At 72.2% G+C, this 24,120-nt stretch carries 27 protein-coding genes; 4 read left to right on the top strand and 23 right to left on the bottom strand.

The features are described from left to right. The 21 genes from AB0E24_RS38925 to AB0E24_RS39025 form a co-directional block, all read right to left on the bottom strand. Positions 1–101 (bottom strand): biotin carboxylase N-terminal domain-containing protein (locus AB0E24_RS38925; protein ID WP_344316556.1); only part of this gene is annotated, 101 nt, incomplete at its 3' end. 54 nt (positions 102–155) lie between these two features. After that, complete coding sequence (locus AB0E24_RS38930; protein WP_069863859.1) at positions 156–1,085, bottom strand: alpha/beta hydrolase; 930 nt, start codon at positions 1,083–1,085, stop codon at positions 156–158. A gap of 154 nt (positions 1,086–1,239) precedes the next feature. Beyond that, positions 1,240–2,007, bottom strand: coding sequence for a DsbA family protein (locus AB0E24_RS38935; protein WP_093702818.1), 768 nt, complete (start codon positions 2,005–2,007; stop codon positions 1,240–1,242). 86 nt (positions 2,008–2,093) lie between these two features. Then, a complete protein-coding gene (locus tag AB0E24_RS38940) occupies positions 2,094–2,879 on the bottom strand; it encodes a beta-ketoacyl-ACP reductase (RefSeq protein ID WP_206332532.1) in 786 nt (261 codons plus the stop codon). A 34-nt stretch (positions 2,880–2,913) separates the two neighbouring features. After that, on the bottom strand, positions 2,914–3,462 hold the full coding sequence (locus AB0E24_RS38945; RefSeq protein ID WP_069863852.1) for a 3-hydroxyacyl-ACP dehydratase FabZ family protein: 549 nt from the start codon (positions 3,460–3,462) through the stop codon (positions 2,914–2,916). Then, a complete protein-coding gene (locus tag AB0E24_RS38950) occupies positions 3,459–3,929 on the bottom strand; it encodes an ApeI family dehydratase (RefSeq protein WP_102934783.1) in 471 nt (156 codons plus the stop codon). The genes AB0E24_RS38945 and AB0E24_RS38950 overlap by 4 nt, the downstream gene beginning before the upstream one ends. A 1-nt stretch (position 3,930) precedes the next feature. After that, positions 3,931–4,185: an acyl carrier protein gene (locus tag AB0E24_RS38955; RefSeq protein ID WP_020871038.1), complete on the bottom strand. Its 255-nt coding sequence runs from the start codon at positions 4,183–4,185 to the stop codon at positions 3,931–3,933. Positions 4,186–4,221: 36 nt separating this feature from the next. After that, entirely contained in the window at positions 4,222–5,199 is a 978-nt protein-coding gene (locus AB0E24_RS38960) for an ACP S-malonyltransferase (RefSeq protein ID WP_359384340.1), read from the bottom strand. A 38-nt stretch (positions 5,200–5,237) separates the two neighbouring features. Beyond that, a complete protein-coding gene (locus AB0E24_RS38965) occupies positions 5,238–6,365 on the bottom strand; it encodes a beta-ketoacyl synthase N-terminal-like domain-containing protein (RefSeq protein WP_069863846.1) in 1,128 nt (375 codons plus the stop codon). Positions 6,366–6,436: 71 nt separating this feature from the next. Further along, the gene (locus AB0E24_RS38970; protein WP_359384343.1) at positions 6,437–6,832 is read right to left on the bottom strand and encodes a hypothetical protein; all 396 of its coding nucleotides are present in this window, start codon (positions 6,830–6,832) and stop codon (positions 6,437–6,439) included. A gap of 3 nt (positions 6,833–6,835) precedes the next feature. Beyond that, positions 6,836–7,243, bottom strand: a complete 408-nt coding sequence (locus tag AB0E24_RS38975; protein WP_232639784.1) for a DsrE family protein — start codon at positions 7,241–7,243, stop codon at positions 6,836–6,838. Beyond that, complete coding sequence (locus AB0E24_RS38980) at positions 7,243–7,569, bottom strand: DsrE family protein (RefSeq protein WP_079257791.1); 327 nt, start codon at positions 7,567–7,569, stop codon at positions 7,243–7,245. Before AB0E24_RS38980 ends, AB0E24_RS38975 begins: the two co-directional genes overlap by 1 nt. Further along, positions 7,566–8,357: an SDR family oxidoreductase gene (locus tag AB0E24_RS38985; RefSeq protein WP_069863837.1), complete on the bottom strand. Its 792-nt coding sequence runs from the start codon at positions 8,355–8,357 to the stop codon at positions 7,566–7,568. The genes AB0E24_RS38980 and AB0E24_RS38985 overlap by 4 nt, the downstream gene beginning before the upstream one ends. A 25-nt stretch (positions 8,358–8,382) precedes the next feature. Further along, the gene (locus tag AB0E24_RS38990; RefSeq protein ID WP_359384346.1) at positions 8,383–9,891 is read right to left on the bottom strand and encodes a beta-ketoacyl synthase N-terminal-like domain-containing protein; all 1,509 of its coding nucleotides are present in this window, start codon (positions 9,889–9,891) and stop codon (positions 8,383–8,385) included. Then, positions 9,888–11,186, bottom strand: coding sequence for a beta-ketoacyl-[acyl-carrier-protein] synthase family protein (locus AB0E24_RS38995; protein ID WP_359384348.1), 1,299 nt, complete (start codon positions 11,184–11,186; stop codon positions 9,888–9,890). The genes AB0E24_RS38990 and AB0E24_RS38995 overlap by 4 nt, the downstream gene beginning before the upstream one ends. Then, positions 11,186–12,178: an acyl-CoA thioesterase family protein gene (locus tag AB0E24_RS39000; protein WP_069863833.1), complete on the bottom strand. Its 993-nt coding sequence runs from the start codon at positions 12,176–12,178 to the stop codon at positions 11,186–11,188. The genes AB0E24_RS38995 and AB0E24_RS39000 overlap by 1 nt, the downstream gene beginning before the upstream one ends. Further along, a complete protein-coding gene (locus AB0E24_RS39005) occupies positions 12,175–13,422 on the bottom strand; it encodes a beta-ketoacyl synthase N-terminal-like domain-containing protein (RefSeq protein ID WP_359384351.1) in 1,248 nt (415 codons plus the stop codon). The genes AB0E24_RS39000 and AB0E24_RS39005 overlap by 4 nt, the downstream gene beginning before the upstream one ends. Further along, positions 13,419–14,564: a beta-ketoacyl synthase N-terminal-like domain-containing protein gene (locus tag AB0E24_RS39010; RefSeq protein WP_069863828.1), complete on the bottom strand. Its 1,146-nt coding sequence runs from the start codon at positions 14,562–14,564 to the stop codon at positions 13,419–13,421. Before AB0E24_RS39010 ends, AB0E24_RS39005 begins: the two co-directional genes overlap by 4 nt. After that, positions 14,561–15,799: a beta-ketoacyl-[acyl-carrier-protein] synthase family protein gene (locus AB0E24_RS39015; protein WP_359384353.1), complete on the bottom strand. Its 1,239-nt coding sequence runs from the start codon at positions 15,797–15,799 to the stop codon at positions 14,561–14,563. Before AB0E24_RS39015 ends, AB0E24_RS39010 begins: the two co-directional genes overlap by 4 nt. A 38-nt stretch (positions 15,800–15,837) precedes the next feature. Beyond that, positions 15,838–16,089: an acyl carrier protein gene (locus AB0E24_RS39020; protein WP_359384355.1), complete on the bottom strand. Its 252-nt coding sequence runs from the start codon at positions 16,087–16,089 to the stop codon at positions 15,838–15,840. A gap of 289 nt (positions 16,090–16,378) precedes the next feature. Next, positions 16,379–17,128: a helix-turn-helix transcriptional regulator gene (locus AB0E24_RS39025; RefSeq protein WP_102934791.1), complete on the bottom strand. Its 750-nt coding sequence runs from the start codon at positions 17,126–17,128 to the stop codon at positions 16,379–16,381. Positions 17,129–17,472: 344 nt separating this feature from the next. On the opposite strand from AB0E24_RS39025, the gene AB0E24_RS39030 reads away from it, so the two are divergent. The 4 genes from AB0E24_RS39030 to AB0E24_RS39045 all read left to right on the top strand — a co-directional run bounded on the left by AB0E24_RS39030 (position 17,473) and on the right by AB0E24_RS39045 (position 22,371). Continuing rightward, complete coding sequence (locus AB0E24_RS39030; RefSeq protein ID WP_069863820.1) at positions 17,473–19,038, top strand: MFS transporter; 1,566 nt, start codon at positions 17,473–17,475, stop codon at positions 19,036–19,038. A 75-nt stretch (positions 19,039–19,113) separates the two neighbouring features. Next, entirely contained in the window at positions 19,114–20,130 is a 1,017-nt protein-coding gene (locus tag AB0E24_RS39035; protein ID WP_069863818.1) for a zinc-dependent alcohol dehydrogenase, read from the top strand. Positions 20,131–20,335: 205 nt separating this feature from the next. Beyond that, positions 20,336–21,118, top strand: a complete 783-nt coding sequence (locus AB0E24_RS39040; RefSeq protein ID WP_359384359.1) for an LLM class F420-dependent oxidoreductase — start codon at positions 20,336–20,338, stop codon at positions 21,116–21,118. Further along, positions 21,115–22,371: an MFS transporter gene (locus AB0E24_RS39045; protein ID WP_359384361.1), complete on the top strand. Its 1,257-nt coding sequence runs from the start codon at positions 21,115–21,117 to the stop codon at positions 22,369–22,371. The genes AB0E24_RS39040 and AB0E24_RS39045 overlap by 4 nt, the downstream gene beginning before the upstream one ends. A gap of 28 nt (positions 22,372–22,399) precedes the next feature. Here AB0E24_RS39045 and AB0E24_RS39050 read toward each other — a convergent pair whose 3' ends face one another. Together AB0E24_RS39050 and AB0E24_RS39055 are read right to left on the bottom strand one after the other, a co-directional pair. Then, a complete protein-coding gene (locus AB0E24_RS39050; protein ID WP_234701196.1) occupies positions 22,400–23,380 on the bottom strand; it encodes an ABC transporter substrate-binding protein in 981 nt (326 codons plus the stop codon). A gap of 96 nt (positions 23,381–23,476) precedes the next feature. Continuing rightward, positions 23,477–24,040 (bottom strand): ABC transporter permease, encoded by a 564-nt coding sequence (locus AB0E24_RS39055; RefSeq protein WP_237288278.1) that lies wholly within the window; start codon positions 24,038–24,040, stop codon positions 23,477–23,479. Between the last annotated feature and the right edge of the window lie 80 nt (positions 24,041–24,120).

A 24,120-nucleotide genomic window follows, 5' to 3' on the forward strand; every position in this document is an offset into this window, starting at 1 on the left:
GGATCGGCGTAGACGGCAACGCTCGCGATCCCGGCATCCCGGCAGGCACGGGCAACACGGACAGCGATCTCGCCACGGTTGGCGATGAGCACCTTTTGCATGCTCTCTCTTCCCTCTTCCCAAAAGTTCCGTCCCGGCGAGGACGGTCAAGGTTGCTACCCCAGGGCCCGCTCAAGGAAATCCAGCACCACGCTCGCGTAGCCTTCAGGATCGGTCTCCAGCCCGAGCAGATGCTCGGCTCCCGGCAGAACGTGCGTCTCGGCCTGGGCATAGCGTTCGGCCAGCGCGTCCACCGAGGACGGCGGCACGATCGCATCGTGCTCGCCCGACATGAACAACAGGGGGATCTTGGCGAACTTGCCCGTCGCGGGCGGGGGCCACTGGGCCCGCAGCATGGCCGGACCCACCGCGCACAGCGTCCGCGCCACCACCGAACGGGCCGGTTCGCCCCTCAGCAGGTCGGGCAGCGGCAGCGCGTCCGCCTCCAGGAACTTGCGCAGCAGCGGCGGGACATCGTGCCCCGGCCCGCTGTCGCACACCAGCGCGTCGAGTTCGAACCCGTCGTGGGTCAGCGCCCACATCGACGAGAAGCACGAGAACGAGAAGCCGTAGAAGGCTATCCGCGCCGAGCCGTACCCCCGCTGGTCGCGCAGATGGGACACCACCGCGGTGACATCGCCCGCGAACCGGTCGCCGAGCCCGAACAGCGCCCGGTCGTCGCTGCTGGCCCCGTGGTTGCGATGGTCGAACAGACAGACGGTGTACCCGGCGTCGTGCAGGAACTTCGCATGGCGGAGGCTGTGGTCCTTCGCCGTGGCCATGCTGTGCCCGAGCACCACCACCTTCTCCGGGGAGCCCGGACACAGCCAGGTGTCGAGGTGCTTGCGCGCCGCGAAGGGGACCTTCAGCTCGGTGCAGGGCAGCCCGTGGTCCCGTGGGTGCTCCCGCTGCTCCCGGCGCCGCGGATGGAAGGCCAGATACGCCAGCGAGACCCCGTACAGCGGGGCGATCGGCAGGGCCGCGGCCGAGAGGACGCGGGCTCCCGGCGAGGGAGGCCGCGCCGACGTCTGGCGTGGCTCGGGCATCTGCGTCCTCCAGGAGGGGGAGTGTCCGTCGGCGGTCAGGGCGTTCTCGTCTCGGTCGGGACGGGCGGTCGGACGGGCGGGGGACAGTCGGTCGGCGCGGACGGGCGGTCGGGCGGTCGGGCGACATCGTGTGAACGAGCGGACGGGCGAAGAGTCAGCCGCAGCCCCCGGCATGGCCCGGATCGGCCGACCGGGCGACGACGAAGTCCGCGTCCGACAGCCCGGCTGCGTCCGCGTCCAACGGCCCGTCGGGCGGCGTGTCCCGGGAGCGCGGGCCGGAGCCGGCGCCCGGCCCGGAACGGGAGCGCACCGAGTCGACGAAGGCCGGCAGCCGGTCCACGCCCCAGAACTTGTCATAGCCGTGGGTGAAGAACGGCACGCCGAACGCCCCGGCGTCGCTGAGCGTGAGCAGGGCCTGGAGCCCCCGGCCACCGCGCAGCTCCTCGTCATCGGCCGCTGCCGCCGCCCGGTCGGCCGGAAGCCCCAGCTCCGCGGCGATGGCCGCGATGGTCGTACGGTCGCAGATGTCGCGGCCCTCCAGCCAGCGCGCACGGTAGACGCGCTCGATCCAGGCGGGGCCGAGCCCCGCGTCCAGCGCGCGGAAGTACGGCAGATGCGGCACCTCCCAGACCGGGCCGCGATCCACCGGCCAGCTGACCGCGAGCCCGCGGTCGGTCGTCAGCCTGCGCACATCCTGGAGGATATAGAGCTGCTTCTCCCGGGACATCGCCGTATACGGAAAGTGATGGCCGTGTTCGGCCATACGGCGCTCACCGTCCGCGTCCGGCTCCCACCAGGGGTGCCATTCCACCGCCTGTGCGACATCCGGATAGCGGTCCATCAGATCACGGTAGGCGATCCAGCTGTACGGGCTGCGGAAATTGAAATAGAAGCGCGGTGCTTTGCTGCGCTTGGCCGCCACGTCCGTACCCCCTCCCTCTTCCGTCTCCTGCGTGACGCTCTCTCAGCTCGCGGGCACCGCTCGACCGACGGTGCCCGCGGTGCCCGTCAGAGCACGATGCCGCCGTCGACCTGGAACACCGCGCCGGTCACATACTCCGCTCCGACCAGGTACGCGACCATGTCGGCGACCTCCTCGGGACGGCCGAAGCGGCGCAGCGGAATGCTCTGCTCCGCCTCCTTGCGCACCCGCTCGGACAGCTCCGATGTCATATCGGTCTCGACGAAGCCGGGCGCCACCACATTGGCCCGGATGCCGTACCGTCCGACCTCCTTGGCGAGCGACTTGGTGAAACCGATGACCCCCGCTTTGGAGGCCGCGTAATTGCTCTGGGTCGCATTGCCGTGGACACCGGCGACCGACGAGATGTTGATGACGCATCCGGACTTGCGTTTCATCATTCCGAACACCACGGAACGGCACAGGTGATAGGTGCCGTCCAGGTTGACCTCCAGAACCCCCCGCCACTCCTCGTCCTTCATCAGCAGCAGCGGATTGTCCCGGGTGATCCCGGCGGAGGTGACCGCGACCTCGACCGGGCCCAGCGACTCCTCGGTGAAGGCGACCAGTTCGCGCACCGCGTCCGCGTCGCGGACATCCGTCTGTCTGCCGATCACCCGCCCGCCGCCGAGCCGGGCCGCCTCCTCCTCCAGCCGATGCGCGGCGTCGGGGCTGGAGCGATGGCAGAACGCCACGTCGAAACCGTCCCGGGCCAGCCGCAGCACGGTGGCCCGGCCTATGCCGCGGGACCCGCCGGAGACCAGCGCGACGCGCGGCGTCGGCTTCTCGTCACCGGATGCGCGGCCCGTGTCGTCGGATATTCGGTCGGACATACGGTGAGGTCCTTCTCCCGGAGGGTGGTGTGGATCAGAGCGGGTCGGGCACAGGGGGGTCGGGCACGGGCGGAGCCGCAGGGGGGTCGGCCGGGGGCGGGCCGGTCACCGGCGGGGCGGTCAGTTCGGCGGCCGGGCGCATGGTCATCGTCAGCCGCCCGATGGTGAGAGCGGTCTCCTTGCCGACCAGGCTCTCGCCCTCGAAGACGAAGGTCTCACCGACCCGGCGGGCCAGCCGCACATGGTGCTCCACCACATCGCCGGGCACCACCGGGCGGTGGAACTCGGCGTCGGTGATGCCGCCGAGCAGCATCGCCTTGCCCGCGCGCACATCGGGGTTGGGCCGGTCCCAGGTCACCAGCACCCCGGCCACATGGCACCAGGACTCGATGAGCACCGTCCACGGATAGTGGTAGTCCTCCGCGGACGCGGTGTCCGGCATCCCCTCGTACCAGGGCTCATTGCAGGTGACCGCCTTCAGCCCGCGGGCCCGCTCACCCGGCACCAGCTCGGTGACCCGGTCGATCAGCAGCATGGGGTAGCGGTGCGGCAGCAGCCGCTTGATCTCATCGACGGTGATCATCCGGCGTCCGCTCCTCGGGCGCGTACGTCTTGGTCTCTTCGCTCCTCCGCCCCGCCCTCCGCGCCCGGGGCGTCCCGGTTCTCGAAACGCAGCCTTATCTGCGCTGCGGGCCCGCGCCCGGTGGCCGCCGAGGCCCGGCAGCGCCAGGCCCCGTCCTTGCGCGACCAGACGTATTCGCTGGTCAGCTCGTCTCCGGGAGAGACCGGGCTGAGGAAGCGGGAGGACTCCACGGCCGCCAGGACCCAGCGCCCGCCCGGTTCGCGCTCGGGCAGCGTGGCGAGGGCGCCGCGCTGGACGTACTCCACCACACACACCCCGGGGAAGATGGCGAATCCCGGAAAGTGCCCGGCGAACACCTTCTCCGACGCGCCGACCACGGCCACGCACCGGGCGGGCCGCTCGCCGGGGACGCCCGGGTCCACGACCTCCACGGCCCCGTCGACCGGTCCGCACGCGGCCGTCGTCATCTCACTTCCCCATCTTCGAGGCGAGCAGGTCGTGCACCTTCCGGAGCGTGGTGATGTCCTTCATCTCCCGCTCCTCCAGCTTCACCGAGTACTTCTTCTCCAGGACGACCATGACCTCCAGGGCCATCAGGGAGTCCACGCCCAGCGTCTTGACGAAGTCGGCGTCGTCGGTGACGTCCTCCTCGTCCACATCGAGCACATCCGCGACAAAGGTGCGCAGCTCGTCCATGTCCAGGGCGGCGGTGGCGTCGGCCATGCGGGGTCTCCTTCCGCTCTCGGGGGGGGGTGGGGCTCAGGGTTCGGGGGTGGTCAGCTTGGCGAGCGCGGCGGCCGACTCGACCGGGACGGTGAGCGCGCCGTCCGCGATCCGGCGGATCATGCCGGTCAGCTGGCGCCCGGGACCCAGCTCCACGAACCGGGTGCAGCCCAGTTCACCGGCGAGCGTGCGGACGCTCTCCTCCCAGCGCACCGGGCTGGTGAGCTGGTTCAGTTCGAGGTCGCGCCAGCGCTCGCCGCTCGCGTACGGGCGGGCGTCCACGTTGGCGACGACCGGGAGGTGCTCGGGGGCGAAGCGCACGGCGGCCAGGGCCTCGCGCAGCTCATCGGCGGCCGCGGCCATCAGCGGGCTGTGGAAGGCGCCGCCCACGGCGAGCCGGATCACCTTGCCCTCGCTCTCCACGGCCAGTTCGGCGAGCCGGTCGACGGCCTCGGTGGTGCCGGAGAGCACGATGGCGCCGGGTGCGTTGACGTTGGCCACCCAGACCTGGCCGCCGTCCTCCTGGACCCGGGCGACCAGCACCTCCACGGTCTCGGGGTCGAGCCGCACCACGGCGGCCATGGTGCCGGGCGACCGCTCGGCGCACGCACGCATGGCGCGGCCGCGGGCGGCGACGAGGCGGGCGGTGTCGGCGAGCGGCACGGCCCCGGCGGCGTACAGCGCGGTGTACTCGCCCAGGCTGTGCCCGGCGCAGGCCACCACCTCGCCCAGCAGCCCGGCGGCCGCCGCCTCGCGGTGGGCGAGCACCTCGGTGGTGAAGACGGCGATCTGGGCGAGGTCGGTGCGGCGCAGCGTCTCGTCGTCCGCCTTCAGCAGGAGTTCCTCGACGTCGACACCGGTGTGGTCCGAGATCTCGGCCACCAGCGCCCAGGAATCGGTGTCCCGCCACGCCTGGCCCATGCCCGACTTCTGGGCGCCCTGCCCGGGGAAGACCAGCGCCGTACGGGGCGCGCCGACGTGGGCGGCTCCGCCCGTCGTCTCTCGGTCCGTCATCTCAACCAGCTCCTTCAATTCAGGGGGCGGCCGGCCCGTCACCGGATCCGCAGCAGGGCCGCGCCGACCACGCCGTCCCGGTCCACTGTGGTGACCAGAGCGGTCGCGCCGGGGGAGATCTCCTTACGCTCGGCCATCGCGAGCACGGCGGCGATCTGGAAGGCCGCAGCGGCGGCGCAGGTGTCGCCGATGGTGTCGGCGGCCGTGATCCGCGGCGGCTCCTTGCCGTCGAGGGCGTCGGCGAGCGCGGCGCGTTCGGCCTCCCCCTCGGCGCCTGGGGCGCCGGAGTCGGCGACGGCGCTCAGCTCGCCGGGGGTCACACCGGTGCGGTGCAGCAGCCGGCCGATCGCCTCGGCGAGCACCGTACGGGCCGCCGTCGCGTCCGGGGCGCAGCCGAACTCCAGGCCCAGCACCTCGGCGAGCCCCTTACGGCCGTGCTCGCGCGCCGAGGCGTCGGGCTCCAGCAGCCATACGGCCGCGCCCTCCCCGAGCACGGCGGCGCTGTCGGCGCCGTCCCCGTCCGCGCGGGCGTGCCACTCCAGCCAGGCGCGGGCGGAGGAGAACTCCTCGACCGCCCCGCACAACACGGCCCTGGCCCGTCCGGCGCGCTGGAGCCGCATCGCGTACCGGAGGGCGAGCAGCCCGGTGGCGCGGCCGCCCGCGATGGTGGTGTTGGGGCCCCTGAGCCCGTGCCAGATGGCGGACTGGCCGGCCGCGCAGTTCATCACGGTGTTGGGGAACCGGGCCGGGTCCACGTAGAAGGGCTTCTCCCCCACCAGCGAGTCCCGGGTGAAGTCCATGATGCTCTGGGCGGAGCCGGTGCTGGTGCCGAGCGCGAGGCCGGTCTCCTCGTCCACCCCCGGCAGCCGCTCGGCCTCGGCGAACTCCCGCTCCCCGGTCAGCAGATGGCGGATCGCGGTGACGGCGAGCCCGGTGGCCCGGTCCATGGAGCGGGTGCCCTTGCGGCCGAGGATCTGCCGGATGTGGAAGTCGGGCACGAGGCTCGCCTCGCGGAACGGCACCGACCACTCCTCGGGGTCCAGCGGCCGGCCGGCCGTGCGGCCGGACCGCAGGGCCGCGGCGAAGTCGGACCCGCGCAGTCCCAGGGGCGATACGGCGGTCCAGGCCGAGATGACCGGGGCTGCCCCGCCGGGGGCGTTGACCATGGGTACGGGTGCTCCTTCGGTAGAGGCCAAGGGAATGTCGGTTGCGGCCATGCGGCCGTGGGAGGGGCGGGTCACAGGAACCACACCTGTTCGTAGGAGGGCCAGCGCGCCGCGAGGTCGCCGCCCTCGATGACGCGTACGCCGGGCAGCAGCCGCTCGGCGGCGGTGCGGCCGAGGGCGGCCAGGCCGTCCCGCTCGGCCAGCACGGTCACCCCGGCGGCCAGCAGCTTCGCCACGGAGGCGGGGGCATGGGGCAGGGTGTCCAGGGTGCGGTCGCCCAGCCGCAGCGAAGGCCGGGAGCCGGTGTCGAGGGCGTAGCCGACGGCGGGGCCGCGCAGCGCCACATCGCAGCCGCCGCTCTGCCGGTGCAGATCGGGCACGCAGTACAGCACGTCGGCGTACTGGGTCTCGATCGAGCCCCGGTACGCCTTCTCCACGATCAGCAGCCAGCGCGCCTGGTCGCCCATGGCTCAGCACACCCCCATGAGCAGGCTCTTGTCCGCCGCGTTCACATGCTCGGCGAAGACGAAGGGCGCTCGCGTGCGGACCTGCGGTATCTGGTCGGCGGCGCCCCGCTCCTCGGCGCAGAAGCGGCACACGTACCAGTACAGCCGGTCGGGGTGAGCCTCGATCAGCTCGCGGACGACCCGGGCGGCGGACGGATACTCGCGGCCCAGGTCGGTGTAGTCGCGCGGTTTGGTGTCGCCGAGGGCCGCGCCGGTCAGCCGGGTGGCGTCGCCGCAGGTCCAGATCTGCACCCGGGCGCCCCGGGCGAGCAGCGCGGTGGCCAGCCGCAGCGCCGAGGTGACCAGGTCGCTCTGGTGGGGCGCGCCGAAGAGGTTGAGCAGCACATCGGTACGGGGAACGGGCCTGGGCATCAGTGCCACACCGCCCTGACCCGTGGCTCCAGCAGCTTGGCGGCCACGTCGTCCATCTCCACCAGCCGCGCCCGGGGCGTCAGATCGGCGGCGGGCAGGGCGCGCTGGGCGGCGGAGAAGGTGTCCACCCACAGCTCGCCGCCGTCGCTCAGGAACGTCTCGATTCCGGGGGCGGTACCGGGGACGGCGGCGGTCACGCCGTTCTCGACGAGGAACAGCACCACCTGATGGCCGTCCCTGGCCAGCCGCGCGGCGTCGCCGAGGAACCGCTCGCAGGCGGGTCCGGTCTGCGGCCCGCCGGTCTCGATCAGCAGATGGGCCGTCATGTCAGCAGCTCACCGCCGTCCACGCCGATCACATTGCCGGTGATCCAGGAGGAGTCGGTGCGCGAGAGCAGCGAGACCGCCTCGGCGACGTCCTCGGGCCGGGTCAGCCGCCGGTGCGGATTGAGGTCCCGGGCGTGGACGGCGAGCCGGTCGCTGCCGGGGATGCGCTCCATGGACGGGGTCGGGGTGACCCCGGCGCGCAGCGCGTTGACGGCGATGCCGGAGGGGGCGAGCTCCAGGGCCAGCTGGCGCACATGCGACTCCAGGGCGGCCTTGGCGGCGGAGACCGCGCCGTAGTGCGGCATCACCCTGGCTCCCCCGGCGCTGGTCATCGCGTACACCTTGGCGCCCTGGCGCAGCAGCCCGGCAGTGAACAGGTCCTGGGTCCAGTAGACGAGGGAGTGCGCCATCACATCGAGCGTCATGTTCATCTGGCGGGAGGTCAGGCTGTCCTCGCCCGCCGCGCCGACGTACGGCAGCAGGGTGCCGAAGGCGAGCGAGTGCACCACGATCCGGATGCCCGCGCCGCCGGTCAGCTCCTCGAACCGGGGCAGCAGCTCCTCGCGGGTACGGGCGGAGGCGGCGTTGGCGTTGAAGAAGTGGGCCTCGACGCCGTGGCCGCGCATCTCCTCCCGGGCGACGGCGGCCTTCTCCTGGCCGTCGGTGGTGTCGAAGTGGACGCCGAGGATGTGGACGCCCTCGCGGGCCAGCTCATGGGCGATGGCCAGACCCATCCCGCTGGACGCGCCCAGGACCAGGCACCAGGACCCTTCGAGTCGCGTGATCATCGCTCGCTCGCCCTCCGTCGTCCACTCATCGACTGCTCACTTCCGCCCCGGCGGAGCCGCCGGGGGTGATACCGGGCCCGCCGGGGGTGGCGCCGGGGGCGCCGGGGGTGGCGCCCGGCCCGCCAGGGGCGGCACCCGGCCCGCCAGGAGTGGCACCCAGCTCGCCAGGAGTGGCGCCCGGCCTGCCAGGGGCGGCACCCAGCCCACTAGGAGTGGCGCCTGCTTCGGCCGGGGTGGCGTCCGCCCCCGCCGACGTGACGTCAGGCCCGCCAGGAGTGACGCCCGCCCTGCCAGGGGCGGCGTCCGCCCCCGCCGACGTGACGTCAGGCCCGCCGGGAGTGGCGCCCGGCCCGCCAGGGGCGGCACCCGTCCCCGCCGAAGTGACGTCGGGGCCGCCCGGGGTGGCGTCCGCCCTCGTCGGGGTGACCAGGCATACGGCGGCGTTCCCCTCGGCCGCCGCGGTGATGACGGCGTGGGCGTGCCCGGCCGGTGCGCCGAGGGCGGCGGCCACACGTGCCACCGGCTCCAGGGCGCCCGCGCCCGCCGGGACCAGTTCCGGCTTCCCGGCCGGTGGCCGCCCGCCCAGCGCCTTCTCGTCCAGCGCCGCCGCCATGGCCTCGCCGACCGGCGAGCCGTCGAGGACGGCGGTGACGGCCAGGGGCTGGTCCGGCCGGTGGCCGAGGGCGTCCAGCGCGGCCCGCAGCAGCGCCGCGGCCCGCTCGGGCCCCTCGGCGGAGGCGGCCGCCTTCGGCGGCAGGAAGAACGAGCGGACGCCCACCCGGCCCAGCGCCGCCACCCCCCGGCTCCGGGCGGCGGGTTCGGGCTCCAGCACCAGCGCGACGGCCCCGGCCTCCGAGGTGCCGGCCCCCGGTTCGCCCTCGGGCAACGCCTCCTCGGTGGCCCCGGCCAGCAAACGCCGGGCCCGGCCGGTGAGGAGGGCGCGCTGACCGGTCTGGAGCGCCTCCAAGCCCGCGACCCGGGGGCTGGTGAAGGTGAGGTTGAAGCCCTTGAGGTCGTGTTCGGTGGCCAGGCGGCTGCCGAAGAGGTTGATCGAGAAGTAGGGGGCGGTGACCGGGGACAGATCGCCCGCCCCGGAGGTGGTGACCGTACGGTCCATCCTGTGGTGCAGGGCGACGGCCGCGCTGTTGGTGCCCACCGCGGCGCCGCGTTCCTCAGGGCCTACCGCCTCCAGGGCCTCCGGGCCCGCCTGGGCCAGCGCGCGCTTGGCCGCGGCGAGGAAGTACTGGGAGGCGGCGGGCAGGTACTTGTAGCCGTGACGGCCGAGCGCCGCACGGAAGTCGAAACCGTCCGCGTCCACGGTGCCGATGCCCGTCACCACCAGCCCGACGGCCGGATCGCCACCCGCCGCCCCCTCGTTCGCTTCTCCGCCCACACGGCGCAAAGGCGCGCCATTCATCGCCACCCCCGGCCCGGCGGCCGCACCTGCGTCGTCCGCCGCCTCTCCGCCCACACGGCCCAGAGACGCGCCTCTCGTCACCATCCCCGGCCCGGTGGCCGCGTGTGCGTCGTTCACGCGGCGGCCTCCCCGAAGACGAGTGAGATGTTGTTGCCCCCGAAGGCATAGGCGTTGACCAGCCCGTACGCGCCGGTCATGGGCGCGGAGCCGGACGGCAGCGGCACCCCGCACTCGGGGTCCCGCTCGCCGACCGGCACATTCGGCGGCAGCGTCTTGTGGTGCAGCACCAGACTGGCGGCCAGCGCGGCGAACGCGCCCGCCGCGCCGCCCGTGTGCCCGATGAGCGCCTTGACGCTGTAGAGGGGCGTCCGGGGCGTCAGCGCGCCGAGCACCCGGCTCTCCACCACGTCGTTGAGCTCGGTGCCGGTGCCGTGCGGGATCACGAACCCCAGCCCGCCGGAGCCGGACTCCGCCCCGGAGCCGGTCCCCGAGCCGGTCCCGACCTCGGCCCCGGTCCCCGCTTCCCGCAGCGCCTCGCGCATCGCGCGCTCGATCTGCTCGCCGGAGGGCTCGGGGGCGGTCGCGTGGTAGGCGTCGCAGCTCCAGCCGGCGCCCGCCAGACGGCCGTAGACGGTGCGCGCGCCGCGTGCGCGGGCGTGCGTGGCGGACTCCAGGACGAGCACGGCGGCACCCTCGCCGAAGACGGTGCCGCGCCGCTCGACGGCGAACGGGCGGCAGCGCTCGGGGTCGATGGCGCCCAGCCGGTTGAAACAGGCCAGGGCGACCCGGGAGTACGCCTCGGCGCCACCCGCGATCACCACATCGGCCTCGCCGGAGCGGATCAGATCGGCGCCCACCGAGAGCGCGTAGCCGCTGGCCGCGCACGCGTTGCTGACACAGGTGTTGACGCCCTGCGCGCCCAGCCATCCGCCGACCACCGAGGCCAGGGGGAAGGCGGGCGCCCAGCGGCCGGACTCGGGGGCCTCGCCGGTCCACCAGCCCTCGTGCAGATCCGTGTCGCCCATACCGGTGCTGAGGGCGACGGCCACCCGGCGCGGATCGACCCCGCCGCCCAGGGCGCCCGGCCCGGCGTCCGGCCCCGTATCCGGTCCCGTATCCGGCCCCATGTCCGGCCCCGGCGGCGCGGCCAGCCCCGCGTCGGCGACCGCCTCCCGCACCGCCGCGAGCGCGAACTGGGAGCCGCGCCCCAGCGGCAGCCCGTCCCGCTCCGGCGGCCCGTCCGGAAGGTCGGCCTCCGGCACCAGGTACATCAGCGGATGGTCCATATGGGCGAGCGGGTCGGGGACCCGCGTCGGCCCGGTGTCCGCCGCGTGCATCCCGCGCCAGAAGGCGTCGACGCCCGCGCCCAGCGGGGACAGCGCGCCGAGGCCGGTGACCAGTACGTCGTCCATCAGGTGCCGCTCTGTTCTCCGCCGAGCGCGTCCAGCACCCGCCGGTCGAAGGGGACCAGCCGCCAGTCGCTGCGGTTCTCGATCACCGCGTAGCCATGGGTGATCCGGCCGGTGGCGGTGAGGGTGAGCGCGCCGTCGCGGACCACGAAGCAGTCCATCCGGGCGGTGTAGGTGAGGTCCTTGAAGATCTCCTCGACCGTGTAGACGGTGTAGAGGTCCTCCTCCATCACCGCCTCGTCGATGACGCGCACCGAGGACTGGGGAACGACCGGTATCCACTTGCGGTCGTCCAGCAGGGTCTTGATGGAGATGCCCCGGTCGAACACGAAGCGGTCCTTGGCCTCCTCCATCAGCCGCAGATAGCCGGACATCTGGAGCCGCTCGGTGAAGTGGCAGTACGGATAGGGGATGTTCCACTTCCAGGCGTAGGCGTTGCGGCCCTCGGTCAGCGAGGCGAGGACGGCGCTTTCGTCGCCGTCCGGCATCTGCACCCGGATCGGGGCGAGCTCGTCCGGGCCCGCCTCGGCGCCCAGCCGGTCCACCACGAAGGGCGCGAACTCGGCCGAGGGTTCACCGTGCTCCGGCAGATAGGAGTCGGCGCGCAGCGAGACCCGCACCTTGGCGGCCACGGCCTTGAGGACCGAGCCGTCGCGGTCCACGCGCAGGGTCACCCGGAAGCCGAGGGTGCGGTCGTCCTCTGCGGTGTCCGGCACCACCTCGGCCTCGGCCACGTCGTCCATGTGGAAGGCGTGCAGGATGCGGGTCTCCAGGGCGACGATGTCCAGCCCGAGACCGTGCTCCTCGTACAGCCGTCGCGCGGGCGCCCCGGACTCCGCGAAGTGCACCAGCACGGCTTCCTCGACGAGGTAGTTGACGTGTTTGAAGCCGATCCAGGTGCAGATGTTCGAGCCCTCGTAGCGCGGGCGCAGCCGGACGGTGGTGACGTCCGTCAGCAGGGCTTTGGTCGACATCGGCGGGGCGGCGGCGGTCATCGGGAACACTCCATGGAGATAAGGGGGGCACGTGCGGGGTGCGGGTGGCTCCGGTCGGGCGTGGGGCGCAGCAGCAGTCCGGCCACGGCGTCCGCGGTGTCGTCACCACTGGTGATCAGGGCCTGCCGGGACACGGGCACCGGGTCCCGCGCGCTCCCGGGACCGGCGCCGAAGGCCGTACCGCTCCCGGCTCCCGCGTCCGGCTCGACCGGCTCGGCCGACTCGACCCGCTCGACCCGCTGGACCGGCTCGACCGGCTCGGCGCCGGTCGTGGCCGCGGCGCGGGCCAGCCAGCCGACGGCCGCCACACACTGGAGCACCCCGAGGGCCCCGGAGGCCCGGCCCACCGCGCCGGTGACGTCGTAGCGCGGCACGGCCCGCGGCACCGGTACGGCCCCGGCGGGCCCCTCGGCGTAACGCTCGGGGGTGAACCAGACGCCGGGGGCGGCGGCGTCGGGCAGCAGGGCCTCGACACAGCCGGTGAGCCCGGCCCGCCGCTCGTACGGGCCGAGGGCGGCGACTCCTCGCGTCCCCCGGGCCTCGGCCCAGCGGGCGCCCTCGACGACGAGGGCGGCCGCGCCGTCCAGCAGCTCACCGGCGGACCGGCCGAGCAGATCCTCGACGACGGCGTTGTGCGTCTCCGCGCCGACCACCACCACGCGCCGGACCCGGCCCGCCGCGACCAGCGCGGCGCCCCAGTGCACGGCGTCCAGGCCGGATGTCGGCCCGTTGCACAGCATCAGGTTGGGGCCGCGCAGACCGTGGCGGATGGCCACCCAGGAGGCGATCACATTGCTGGAGGCGTTCGGCAGGCTCATGGGGCTGAGGTCCACGGCCGAACGCTCGGCGATGGCGGTGGTGGTGAGGCAGGCGGTGTCGAGGTTGCCCAGGTTGGAGCTGGCGACCACGCCGACGGTGTCGCCCGGCACCGTCACCGTCTCCCTGTCGGAAGGACTGTCGGAAGGGGCGTCGGCAGGGCCGTCGGCAGGGCGGTCGGACTCCCCGTCCGAGGGGAGCAGGTCGGCGTCCCGCAGCGCCTCCAGCGCGGCGCACAGCGCCAGCCGGGTCGCCCGGTCCTTGTAGCGGTGGCCCCGGCGGCCGATCCGGGCGGCGGTGTCGAACGGCTCCGGGTCGGGCCCGGTGACGGGGCAGGCGGTGCGGCGCAGCAGCGCGTCGGGGGTGCTGGCGCCGGGGACGGCCAGGCCGACGCCGGTGATGACGACTTCACCGGGGCCATGCGTCATCGGTCGGCCCTCTCCACGATGGCGACCGCGTTGACACCGCCGAAGCCGAACGCGTCGATCTGCGCGACCCGCAGATCCCCGCCCTCCCGCGCCTCCTCCCGGACGAACCGGAACGCCTCGGCCTCGGGCAGCGGTTCGGCCAGGCCCAGGGTGGGCGGCACCCGGCCGGAGGCCAGGGACTCCAGCGCGACGATCAGGCTGAGCAGACCGGAGCCGCCCGAGGTGTGGCCGGTCATGCACTTGATGGCGGTCATCAGGGGCCCGCTCACCTCGGTGCCGAAGACCTCGGCGATGGCGGCGGCCTCGGCGGCGTCGTTGAGCTGGGTACCGGTGCCGTGCAGCAGCACCAGATCGATATCGCCCGGTTTGACGCCCGCCCGCCACTGCGCCTCGTGCACCGCCCGTGCGATGCCCTGGGGGTCGGGGGCGGTCACATGACGCGCGTCGCAGTTCATGCTGACGGCGCGCACCCGGCCGAGCGCGCCGGTGCCCGCGCCGGGCTCCTCCCGGCGCAGCACCACAGCGGCCGCGCCGTCGCCCATGAGCACCCCGCGGCGGTCCCGGTCGAACGGGCGGACGCGGTCGGGGGGTTCGCTGTTGACGCGGTCCAGCAGCCCGTACATCGACTCGGTCACGGTGTCCACACCGGCCACCACGACCGTGTCCTCGGCCCCCGTGGTCAGCAGGTCGGCGGCGAGTGCGAGCGCGTAGAGCGAGGCCGAGCAGGCCCCGGAGAAGGTGTGGGTGCGGACCGCGCCGAAACGTGTCCGCAAGGCGGTGCCGAAGTGCAGCCGGCCGATGTCGAAGGGCGCTCCGTCGCGCCAGGCGAGTTCGGCGGAGCGCAGCTCCCGCAGCCCGGTGCCGACGAGGACGGGCACCTCGCTCAGGTCCTCGCCGAGCCCCGCCTGGGCCACGGCCTCACCGACCGCGCGCAGCAGCCAGTCGGTGGCGCGGCCCGGGAGGTCGGCGCCGGGCGCGGGGCGGTCGTCGATCTCGTAGGCGTGGCGGGTCCGGTACCGCTCCTGGTCGAAGCCGCGCAGCTCACCGAGGCCGCTGATGCCGGCACACAGGGCCCGGAAGACCTCGTCCACGCCCTCGCCCACGCTCGCCACGGCACCCGCCCCGGTGACCAGCTGACTCATGACCAGTCCGCTTGGCTCTTGCCGAAGATGACGACGGCGTTGTTCCCGCCGAAGGCCAGCCCGTTGTTCTGGACCACCTTCAGGTCCGCCGCCACGGCCTGGTTGGGCACACAGTCCAGACCGCATTCGGGGTCGGTCTCGTCATGGTTGATGGTGGGCGGGATGAAGCCCTCGGTGAGCGCGAGGGCGCAGGCGATCGAGGCCAGTGCCCCGGCGGCGCCCATGGAATGGCCGATCATCGACTTGATGGAGACCGTGCGCGGCGCGGTGTCCCCGAACACCTGGCGGATGGCGCGGGCCTCGGTGATGTCGTTGGCCTTGGTGCCGGTGCCGTGCGCCGAGATGAAGTCGACCTCTTCCGGCTTGACCCGGGCGTTGTCCAGCGCCAGCCGCATACAGCGGACCACGCTGTCCTGGTTGGGGGCCACGGGGTGGTCCGCGTCGCAGTTGAGTCCGTAGCCGAGGACCTCGGCGTAGATACGGGCGCCCCTGGCCAGCGCCGACTCCAGGCTCTCCAGCACCAGGATGCCCGCGCCCTCGCCGGTGAGGATGCCCTTGCGGTCCTTGTCGAAGGGCTGGCAGCGCTCGGGGGCGATGGTGCCGAGGCGGTAGAAGCCGGTGAAGGTCTTGCGGCACAGGGCGTCGGCCCCGCCGCACAGCGCGAGGGCCACGTCCCCGGCGCGGATGGCGTCGAAGCCGTAGCCGACCGCGTAGTTCCCGGCGGCGCACGCGGTGGGGAGGGTGACCGCCTCGGCGCGAGTGAGGGCGAACTCCTGGGCGATCGCGCTCGACAGCCGTCCGGCGGGCACCCGCCGGGCGACCGTGGGATCCATCCGCTCGGGCCCCAGGTCCACTTCCTCCTCGACCAGATGGTCGAGGTCCCTGGACTCGCCGTCGGTCGTGCCGACGGAGATCAGGGACGGTATGTCGCGCAGTGCGCTCCCCGACTCGGGGAATCCGGCGTCGGCCACCGCCATACGGGCCGCCGCGACCGAGAACCGGCTCGCCCGGCCCAGGGTCCGTGCATCGAGATTTCGAATCCACCGGTCCGGCTCGAAATCCTTGACCTCACACGCCGTAGATCGGTCGAAGCCCTCCGTGTCGAACGCGGTGATGGGCCCAGCCGCGCTCTTCCCGGCGCGCAGTCCGGCGAGGAATTCCGCCACGCCGACGCCGATGCCGGACACCGCCCCGAGGCCGGTGACAACGACCCTGCGACCCGGCTCACCACGCATTTCGCCCTGCCTTCCGAGGAGTCCGCCAGGTCCGGCGGTCACCAGCCCGCCGCGTCGGAGACAACCTCGTAAACACCCTGGAGGTTTACCATCCGGGCAAGTTCGGACTGGTCTATGACGACGTTGAAGGTCTTCTCCAAAGCCGCGAGTATTTCAATGGCACGCAGTGAATCCGCGTCATGCTCTTCTTTGAAGAGACTGGTCTCGGTGACCTCGTCGGGGTCGATCTCAAGAATATCGGTGACGATTTCCTTGATGGTTTCACGACGCTCTTCGACGATGGCGGTCATTACCGCGCACCTCCATTTTCGGGCATGGGCAAAGCGACGAAGCTCCCGCTGACGCTAGGCGCCGGTCCGGGAGGGGACAACCCCAGAGTCCACTAGCTGTCACGTGCCCGGTGAACACCAGCGTTCGACCAGTTCACGTGTCATAAAGCTGCACAGGGCACCCGGTTACCCCACGGTCAGAACATGGATTCGGCAGGAAGCTGCCAGGTCGTCAGTGGACAGAAGCGTTCCAATAACGTTCAAACCGCCAACAACCCGGCTGTCGCTCCTCCTGATGCGCGGCCCGCCCCTACTCGGGCTCGGACTCCATCAGCCCGGCGCGCACGGCGCGCACTCCGGCCTGGAAGCGCGATTCGACCTGGAGGTCACGCATGATGTCGGCCACATAGCGACGGTAGGTACGCACCGAAAGGCCGAGTTTGCGAGCCGCGGCGTCGTCCTTGTAGCCCTCCGCCATCAGCGTCAGCACCTCGCGCAGCACCCGGCCGCGCGCACCGCCCTCGAACGACAGGGGCCGCATCGGGCGCTGGGCCGTGTCCCACATACCGCACAGCAGTTGGTGCAGCATATCGGCCACGGTGGAGTTCTGGATCATCGAGGCGCGGGAGCCGCCGGGCTCGCCCGGTGAGGCGTCGGGCGCGATGACCGCCGCGCCGTCCACGACCACCAGCTCCTGCCGCACCCCTTCGGTGACACGCACCTCCAGCCGCGCCACGGTCCCCACCGAGCGCTGCCAGGCCGCACCCCGGATGACCTCCGGCGGGCAGAGCATCCGGGTCCTGACCCCCTTGCCCGCCAACTGGGCGAGGGTCTGCGCCACCAGCCGGGCGTGGTCCTCGCCCGTCACCTCCGGCAGGCTCCAGATCACATCCCGCTCGGCGCGCAGCACCAGCCGCGCCACCCACCCGGCCACGGCCTCGCCGGCCACCGGCAGTTCGGCGGACGCCGAGGCCAGCGTGGAGCGGCGGTGGTGGTGCACGGCCGACTCCAGGAGGCGTAACGCCTGACCCAGAGTCTCCTCCAGGTTGTCCGACCCCATGTCCGGCTCCGTTCGGACCGCTTCCCCCGTACCCGCCTCCCCGTCAAATCCGTCAATAGGCACTCGCCCATTTGGTTGAATTCCGAAATGGCTCAAAGGACACCCCCGTTCCCTTTCCGGGAACAGTAACGAGCCCCCTGGCACAGGGCAAGGAAGATCGTTCCTTATGGGACACTTCCCGCCGGGAAATACCCTCGCGTTCCGGCCACGACACCTCCCCGTGCCGGCAAGGGGCTGCGCCTCCACTCGGCGGATTGGTAACTTCCTCTAGAGCCAGCAAGCCATCCCTTGCCATACGACGCGGACCCCCCACCTTGCTCTGGGTCCCGAAAGGCGCCGCCCCCATGGCTGCACAGAACACCGCGACCACCGATGCCACGCAGGTTGATCCCTCGCACTCCCCCACCGGTCGGCAATGGCTCGCGCTTTCGGTGCTCGTCCTGTCCCAACTCGCGGTGTGGCTCGACAACACCGTGCTCAATGTCGCCCTCAAGACCCTCGCGGACCCCACCGAAGGTCTCGGTGCCAGCCCCAACCAGCTCCAGTGGAGCATCAGCTCCTACACCCTGGTCTTCGCCGTGCTGCTGTTCACCGGCGGGGTGCTCGCCGACCGCTACGGCCACCGCCGTCTGCTCCTGACCGGCATGGTGCTCTTCGGCGCCACCTCCGCCTGGGCCGCCTACGCCGGCTCGGCCACCGAACTCATCGTGGCACGCGGTGCGATGGGCATCGGCAGTGCCCTGATCATGCCCGCCACCCTGGCCCTGATCGCGCAGGTCTTCGACGAGCGGCACCGGGCCACCGCCATCGCCATCTGGTCGGGCTCCAGTGGAATCGCGATCGCCACCGGGCCGATGCTCAGCGGACTGCTGCTCGACCACTTCTGGTGGGGATCGGTCTTCCTGGTCAATGTGCCGATCGTGGTGCTGTGCGTGGCCGGTTCGTTTCTCTTCCTGCCCGGTGTGGTGACCCGGGTGCGGCAGAAGTTCGACCCGCTGGGCGTGGTGCTCTCCACCGCCGGGCTCTTCGCCATCGTCTGGGGCGTCATCGAGGGCGGCCACCGCAACGACTGGACCGATCCCGCCATCGTGGGCTCGCTGGCCGGGGGTGTGGCGCTGGTCGTGGTCTTCGTCCTGGTCGAACTGCGCGTCGCCAACCCCAGCTTCGACGTCCGGCTCTTCCGCGACATCCGCTTCACCGGCGCCAGCGTCGCCGTCATGCTCACGTTCTTCGGGCTCAACGGCTCGATGTACTACACCAGCTTCTATCTCCAGGGCGTCCACGGCCAGACCCCGCTGGAGTGCGGGCTGTCCATCGCCCCGGTCGCACTCGGTGTGCTGCTCGGCGCCCCGCTCTCGGCCAAGCTGGTGCGGGCCTACGGGGTGCGCCCGGTCGTCACCGCGGCCATGCTGATCGCCACCACCGGATTCATCGCCTACGTCTTCCTCGACGAGACCAGCGGACTGCCGCTGTTCTGGGTCTTCCTCATCCTCCAGGGCCTGGGCATGGGCGCCGCCGTCGCCCCCACCACCGAGGCGATCATGGCCATCCTCCCCGCCGACCGGACCGGCGCGGGCTCCGCCGTCAACAACTCGCTGCGGCAGATCGGCGGGGTCCTCGGGGTCGCGGTCCTCGGCTCCGTCCTGGTCAGCGTCTACCGCGACCAGGTCACCCCGCGCCTGAGCGGGCTGCCGTCCGGTGCCGCCGACAGCGCCGCGGAGTCCCCCGAGGCCACCCGGCTGCTCGGCGCGAAGATGCGGCTGCCGCGGCTGTCGGACATCGCCGACGAGGGTTTCGTCCACGCCATGCATGTGGCCTCCGTGGTCGGCGCGGCCGCCGCCGCGGCCGGAGCCCTGATCATCTGGTGGGGCTTCCGCCGGACATCTTCCGGAGCACGATCCAGCATGTGATCTTTCTTCCTTGCCACCCCCGTCGCCCCGGCATAGCCTCCCGGCACAACATCCGTATCCCGGAAGGCAGTTCACATGCGTACAGCTGTCATCACGGCGGCAGGCCAGGTGGAGACCAGAGAGATACCTGACCCCGACATCGGTGACTCCGAGGTGCTGGTACGCATCGCGGCCTGCGGCATCTGCACCATGGAGGCCAATCTCTACGCCGGGCGGATGACGGTCTACCCCGCCGCCGCCGGACATGAGATCTCCGGCTGGGTCGAGCGGATCGGCGCCAAGGCCGCCGACCTCGAGGACATGCCCGCCGTGGGCTCCCTCGTCACGCTCGACGGACTGCCGCGCTGCGGCGCCTGCCGCAGCTGCCGGCGCGGCCAGACCGCCATCTGTGTCGCGCTCCAGGGGCACAAGCGCGAGGACGGCGCGATCACCATGGGCGCGGGGCTCGCCGAATACATCGCCCTGCCCGCGTCACGGGTGTGGTCGGTCGGCGACACCGACCCCGCCGTCGCCGCCATGGGCGAACCGCTGGCCTGCGTGGTCCACTCGCTGCGTCGCGGCGGTTTCCGCGCCGGGGACCGGGTCACCGTCATCGGCGCCGGCTATATGGGCCATCTCCACCTCGCCGTCGCCGCCGAGCTCAAAGCCCGCAGTGTCGCGGTGGTCGAACGGGACGAACAGCGGCTGGCCGCCATCGCGGCGGCGGGCGCCGACGCGGCCGTCACCCCCGAGGACGTCGGCCAACTCCCCCCGGCCGACGTGGTCTTCGTGACCATCGCCTCCAAGGAGGCCATCGCCGCGGCCCTCGCCGCGGTCGCCGACGGCGGCACCATCGTCCTCTACGGCGGCGGCCCCGGCGGCCCGCCCGCCGAGCTCCCCGGCTATGAGGTGCACCGCCGCCAGCTGACCGTCACCGGCTCCTTCAGCCATGAGCCGGACGACTGGCGCGCCGCCGCCGAACTGCTGCGCGGCGGGCGGCTGTCCGGGCGGCTGGAGACGCTGGTGACGGCGCGCTACACCCTGGACGAGGTCGAGAAGGCGCTCAAGCAGGCCGCCGAGACGCCCGTCTACCGCGTGGTCGTCACGCCGTAGCCGCCCGCGGCCCGGCCCGTACGGCGCTCCCCGCACGAACGGCGTTCCCGTCCGAACGGCGCTCTCCGCGCCCGAATCGGCGAGTTCTCCGGCGCATCGGCGAGCCCCTCGCGCATCGGCCAGCCCCCTCGCATCGGCGAGCGGCCCAGAGACTCAGAGATCAAGAGACCCAGAGATCAAGAGACAAGCGAAAGGATTCCCCTCCGTGTCCCTGCGCGTAGGCGTGCAACTCCACCCCCAGCACACCGGAATCGCCGAGCTGCGCACCGCGTGGCGGGAGGCCGACGCCCTCGGGGTCGACTCGCTGTGGACCTGGGACCACTTCCTGCCCCACACCGGCGACCCCGCCGGGCGCCACTACGAGTGCTGGTCGCTGCTGTCCGCGATGGCGGTCGAGACCCGGCGGGCCACCATCGGGTCCCTGGTGAGCTGCACCGCCTTCCGCAATCCGCATCTGCTGGCGGACATGGCCCGCACCGTCGACCAGCTCAGCGGCGGACGGCTGGTGCTGGGTCTTGGCGCGGGCTGGTTCGAGGCCGAGCACACCGAGTACGGACTGCCCTTCCCCGGCCCGGCCGGGCGCATGGACGCCTTCGCCGCGTCCGTCACCGCCGTCAAGGAGCGGCTGGCCAAGCTCAACCCCGGCCCCGCGGGCCCGCTTCCGCTGCTGATCGGCGGCGCCGGGCGGCGGCGCACCCTGGAGCTGGTGGCCCGCGAGGCCGACTGGTGGAACTGGTACGGCTGGGCCTCCGAGGACCCGGTCGCCGAGTTCCGCGAGCTGAGCGGCGTCCTGGACCAGTGGTGCGGACGGGTCGGCCGGGACCCGGACCGCGTGGCCCGTACGGTGATGATCAACCCGGACCAGCTGCCGCTGGTCGAGGGGTTCGCCGAGGCCGGTGCGGTCCATGTGGTGCTCTCCCTCCCGGCCCCGTACGAGCTGCGGCGGGTCGAGGAGCTGCTCAAGGTGCGCGCCGCGCTCGGCTCGTGACGGCCCTCGGCGAGACGGCGCCCCGTACGCCCCTGGGGCGCCGCTTCGGCCTGCTCATGGGCGCGCTGCTGCTGTCCAGCCTGGGCAACGGGCTGTGCTTCCCGTTCACCTCGATCTACATCAGCCAGCTGCTGGGGCTCGGCGGCCGGGCGGCCGGCGGCTACTTCATCGCCATGGCCGCCGCCAGCTTCGCCGCCGCCCTGGCCGGCGGGCCGCTGGCCGACCGGGGCAGCCCGCACCGGGTGGGCGCGCTGGGCGGCGCCGCGCTCGCCATCGGATACGCGCTGCTGGCACCGGCCGACTCGGTGGCGCTGGTGCTCGCCTCGGGCATCTGCGTCGGGGCCGGTTTCGGGCTCTTCTACGCCTCCATCGTGGGCGTCGTGGACAGGGCCGTCCCCGAGAGCGGCCGCCGCGCCGCCTTCGCCATCCGGCATATCGTCAACAACGCCGGGATCGGGCTGGGTTCGGTCGTGGCGGGGCTCGCGCTGCACGGCGCGGACACCCCGGTGGGGGCGCTGCGCTGGCTGTACCTGGCCAACGGGCTGGCGGCGCTGCCGCTGATCGCCGTGATCCTGGGCGTACGGCCGCGGACCCGGCCCGCGCCGGGGAACCGGCCCGCCACCGCGGAGCGGTCCGAGGCCGGGCCGACCTATCGCACCCTGCTGCGGGCCCGCCCGATGGCGCTGCTGATCCTGGCGCAGGCGCTGTTCGCGATCGTCGGCTTCACCCAGATCGAGGCGACCGTACCGCTGCTGATGCATGACCGTATGGCGGTCACGCTGGGCTGGGTCAGCACGGTGGTGGCGGCCAACTCCTTCGCTCTGATCGCCCTCCAGCCGCTGCTCCGCCGCCACCTGGAGCGGCTGCCGGAGACCGTCGGCCTGGCGGCCGGTCCGGTGCTGTGGGCCATCGCGTTCGGCTGCGGCCTGGGCGCGGCGCTCGCCGGGGATACGGCCCCGGCCGCCGTACGGTACGGGCTGCTGCTGGCCTTCGCGGTGGTCTTCGCGGCGGGCGAGCTGATGTACTCCTCCGCCTTCTATCCGCTGCTGCTGCGCTGGTCGGGCGAGGAAGCGGTGGGCCGGGCGAGCGCCCTGGCCTCACTGGCCTGGAACCTGGGCACGGCCTCCGGGCCGCCGATCGGGCTGTTCGTCGTCGCCCACGCCTCGGCGGCGGGCAGCTGGCTGGCGCTCGCGCTGGGCGCGGCGGCCGCGTTCACCGTGACCGCCGCGCTGCACAGCCGGGCAGGGAAATGATCAGCCACCCGGAACTCCGCGTACGGACCTACGACTTGGGCAGGAACGACGTGTCGTAGGCGTCCTCAGGTGTGACGGTCTTCTCCAGGAGTCCCTGGTCGTACATGAAGTCGGCCATCCGGGTCCAGGTCTGTGGGTCGATCGCACCCAGCTCGCCCTGGTCGTTCTTCATCAGCGACGCGGTGGCCTTGAGCACGGCGCGGGCGTTGTCGCGCTGCTTCTCGCCGCGCAGCCCCGGTACATACTTCTCGCTGAGCTCGATGGCCTCGTCCTGGTGGTCGATCGCATAACGCAATCCGCGCAACGAGGCGTCGACGAACTTCCTGATGTCGTCACCGCGCTTGTCGAGCGTCTTCTTCTTGGCGCCCAGACCCACACCGACCAGCTGATCCCCCGACGATCCCGAGTTGAGGGTAATCGAGCGGACTTCCTTACCGGCCTCCTTGAAGGAGATGGCGTCATTGTTCAGATAGCCCATGACCCCCTCGACCTTGTTTCCGGTGAGGGCGGCCTGCTGGGTGAAGCCGATGTTCTGTACCTTGGCCTCCTTGGTGGAAAGGCCGCCCTCCTTGAGGAGCGCCAGCAAACCGAAATAGGTCTCGCCGAAGGGGCCGGGTGTGCCGATCTTCCGGCCCTTGAGGTCGGCGGGGGTCCGGATCTCGGAATCCTTGGGCACGATCAGCCCCACCGGGTATTTCTGGTAAAAGGTGGCGATGTCCACGACGGGTACATTCTTGGCGCGCGCCTGGAGCATCTCGTCGCCGCCCGCGTAGATCACATCTTCCTTGCCCGAGGAGAGGGCTCCGAAAAGATCTTCGGCGGCGCCGTGATGACGTAGCGTCACCTTGAGTCCGGCGTCCTTGTAGTAACCCTTTTCAGCTGCCACATAGAACGGGGAGAACTGGATGTTGGGGGTGTAGGTCAGCCCCACCGTGATGCCTGCGCCGCCCTTGGCCCCCGCGTCATTCGGCTCCTCGGCGCACGAGGTCAGGGTGGCCAGTGCCACCACCGAGGCGAGGGCCGCACCCGTGACCCGGTGTCTGCGGGCACACCTCATGGACGTCTGCACGAAACGCACGTACTTCTCCTCTTGGATGAAAGTTGGTCAGTCGCGCTGAACGAGCCGCTCGACCAGACGAACCACTCCGTACAGGACGGCGGCGAGAAGGCCGAGCATGACGAGCGTGGAGAACAGTCCGATGGTGTCGGCCTCCTGGCGCTGCACCGACAGCAGCTGCCCCAGACCGTCGCCGCCCATCACGAATTCGCCGACGACGGCGCCGGTGATGGAGAGCGTGAGGCCGTTGCGCACCCCCGCGAGAACGCTGGGCAGGGCGAGCGGCAGCTCGATGTACCAGAGCATCCCCCACCACCCGACCCCGTCCACCCGCGCGGCCCCCATCACATCGGGGTCCAGTGAACGCAGCCCCAGCACGGTGTTGACGATGATGGGGAAGAAGACCAGCAGCGCGCAGAGGACCGCGATGGGCAGCAGTCCGTACCCGATCCACAGGGCCAGCAGAGGGGCCAGCGCCACCGCGGGCATGGCCTGCGAGGCGGCCACATACGGCTGGAGCGCCGCGGCGGCGATCTCACTGCGGGCGATCAGATAACCCAGCGGCAGCGCCACTCCGATCCCGATGCCACTGCCCGCAAGCGCCTCCCACACCGTCTCCTCGGTGTAGTCGACAAGATCACCGTGGAACACGTCATCGAGGAAATGCCGTGCGAGGTCGAGCGGAGCCGGAA

Origin of the sequence: Streptomyces malaysiensis subsp. malaysiensis (genome assembly GCF_040653035.1) — a bacterium.
Classification (GTDB): domain Bacteria; phylum Actinomycetota; class Actinomycetes; order Streptomycetales; family Streptomycetaceae; genus Streptomyces; species Streptomyces malaysiensis.

Bases quoted from the DNA above. Each gene is read 5' to 3' on its own strand.
- AB0E24_RS38995 (WP_359384348.1), bottom strand. From the start codon at position 11,186: ATGGACGACGTACTGGTCACCGGCCTCGGCGCGCTGTCCCCGCTGGGC.
- AB0E24_RS38950 (WP_102934783.1), bottom strand. From the start codon at position 3,929: ATGACGACGGCCGCGTGCGGACCGGTCGACGGGGCCGTGGAGGTCGTG.
- AB0E24_RS39020 (WP_359384355.1), bottom strand. From the start codon at position 16,089: ATGACCGCCATCGTCGAAGAGCGTCGTGAAACCATCAAGGAAATCGTC.
- AB0E24_RS38985 (WP_069863837.1), bottom strand. From the start codon at position 8,357: ATGATCACGCGACTCGAAGGGTCCTGGTGCCTGGTCCTGGGCGCGTCC.
- AB0E24_RS38965 (WP_069863846.1), bottom strand. From the start codon at position 6,365: ATGGTCAACGCCCCCGGCGGGGCAGCCCCGGTCATCTCGGCCTGGACC.
- AB0E24_RS39030 (WP_069863820.1), top strand. From the start codon at position 17,473: ATGGCTGCACAGAACACCGCGACCACCGATGCCACGCAGGTTGATCCC.
- AB0E24_RS39005 (WP_359384351.1), bottom strand. From the start codon at position 13,422: ATGACGCATGGCCCCGGTGAAGTCGTCATCACCGGCGTCGGCCTGGCC.
- AB0E24_RS39025 (WP_102934791.1), bottom strand. From the start codon at position 17,128: ATGGGGTCGGACAACCTGGAGGAGACTCTGGGTCAGGCGTTACGCCTC.
- AB0E24_RS38975 (WP_232639784.1), bottom strand. From the start codon at position 7,243: ATGCCCAGGCCCGTTCCCCGTACCGATGTGCTGCTCAACCTCTTCGGC.
- AB0E24_RS38970 (WP_359384343.1), bottom strand. From the start codon at position 6,832: ATGGGCGACCAGGCGCGCTGGCTGCTGATCGTGGAGAAGGCGTACCGG.
- AB0E24_RS38960 (WP_359384340.1), bottom strand. From the start codon at position 5,199: ATGACGGACCGAGAGACGACGGGCGGAGCCGCCCACGTCGGCGCGCCC.
- AB0E24_RS38955 (WP_020871038.1), bottom strand. From the start codon at position 4,185: ATGGCCGACGCCACCGCCGCCCTGGACATGGACGAGCTGCGCACCTTT.
- AB0E24_RS38980 (WP_079257791.1), bottom strand. From the start codon at position 7,569: ATGACGGCCCATCTGCTGATCGAGACCGGCGGGCCGCAGACCGGACCC.
- AB0E24_RS38940 (WP_206332532.1), bottom strand. From the start codon at position 2,879: ATGTCCGACCGAATATCCGACGACACGGGCCGCGCATCCGGTGACGAG.
- AB0E24_RS39010 (WP_069863828.1), bottom strand. From the start codon at position 14,564: ATGAGTCAGCTGGTCACCGGGGCGGGTGCCGTGGCGAGCGTGGGCGAG.
- AB0E24_RS38945 (WP_069863852.1), bottom strand. From the start codon at position 3,462: ATGATCACCGTCGATGAGATCAAGCGGCTGCTGCCGCACCGCTACCCC.
- AB0E24_RS38930 (WP_069863859.1), bottom strand. From the start codon at position 1,085: ATGCCCGAGCCACGCCAGACGTCGGCGCGGCCTCCCTCGCCGGGAGCC.
- AB0E24_RS39000 (WP_069863833.1), bottom strand. From the start codon at position 12,178: ATGACCGCCGCCGCCCCGCCGATGTCGACCAAAGCCCTGCTGACGGAC.
- AB0E24_RS39015 (WP_359384353.1), bottom strand. From the start codon at position 15,799: ATGCGTGGTGAGCCGGGTCGCAGGGTCGTTGTCACCGGCCTCGGGGCG.
- AB0E24_RS39035 (WP_069863818.1), top strand. From the start codon at position 19,114: ATGCGTACAGCTGTCATCACGGCGGCAGGCCAGGTGGAGACCAGAGAG.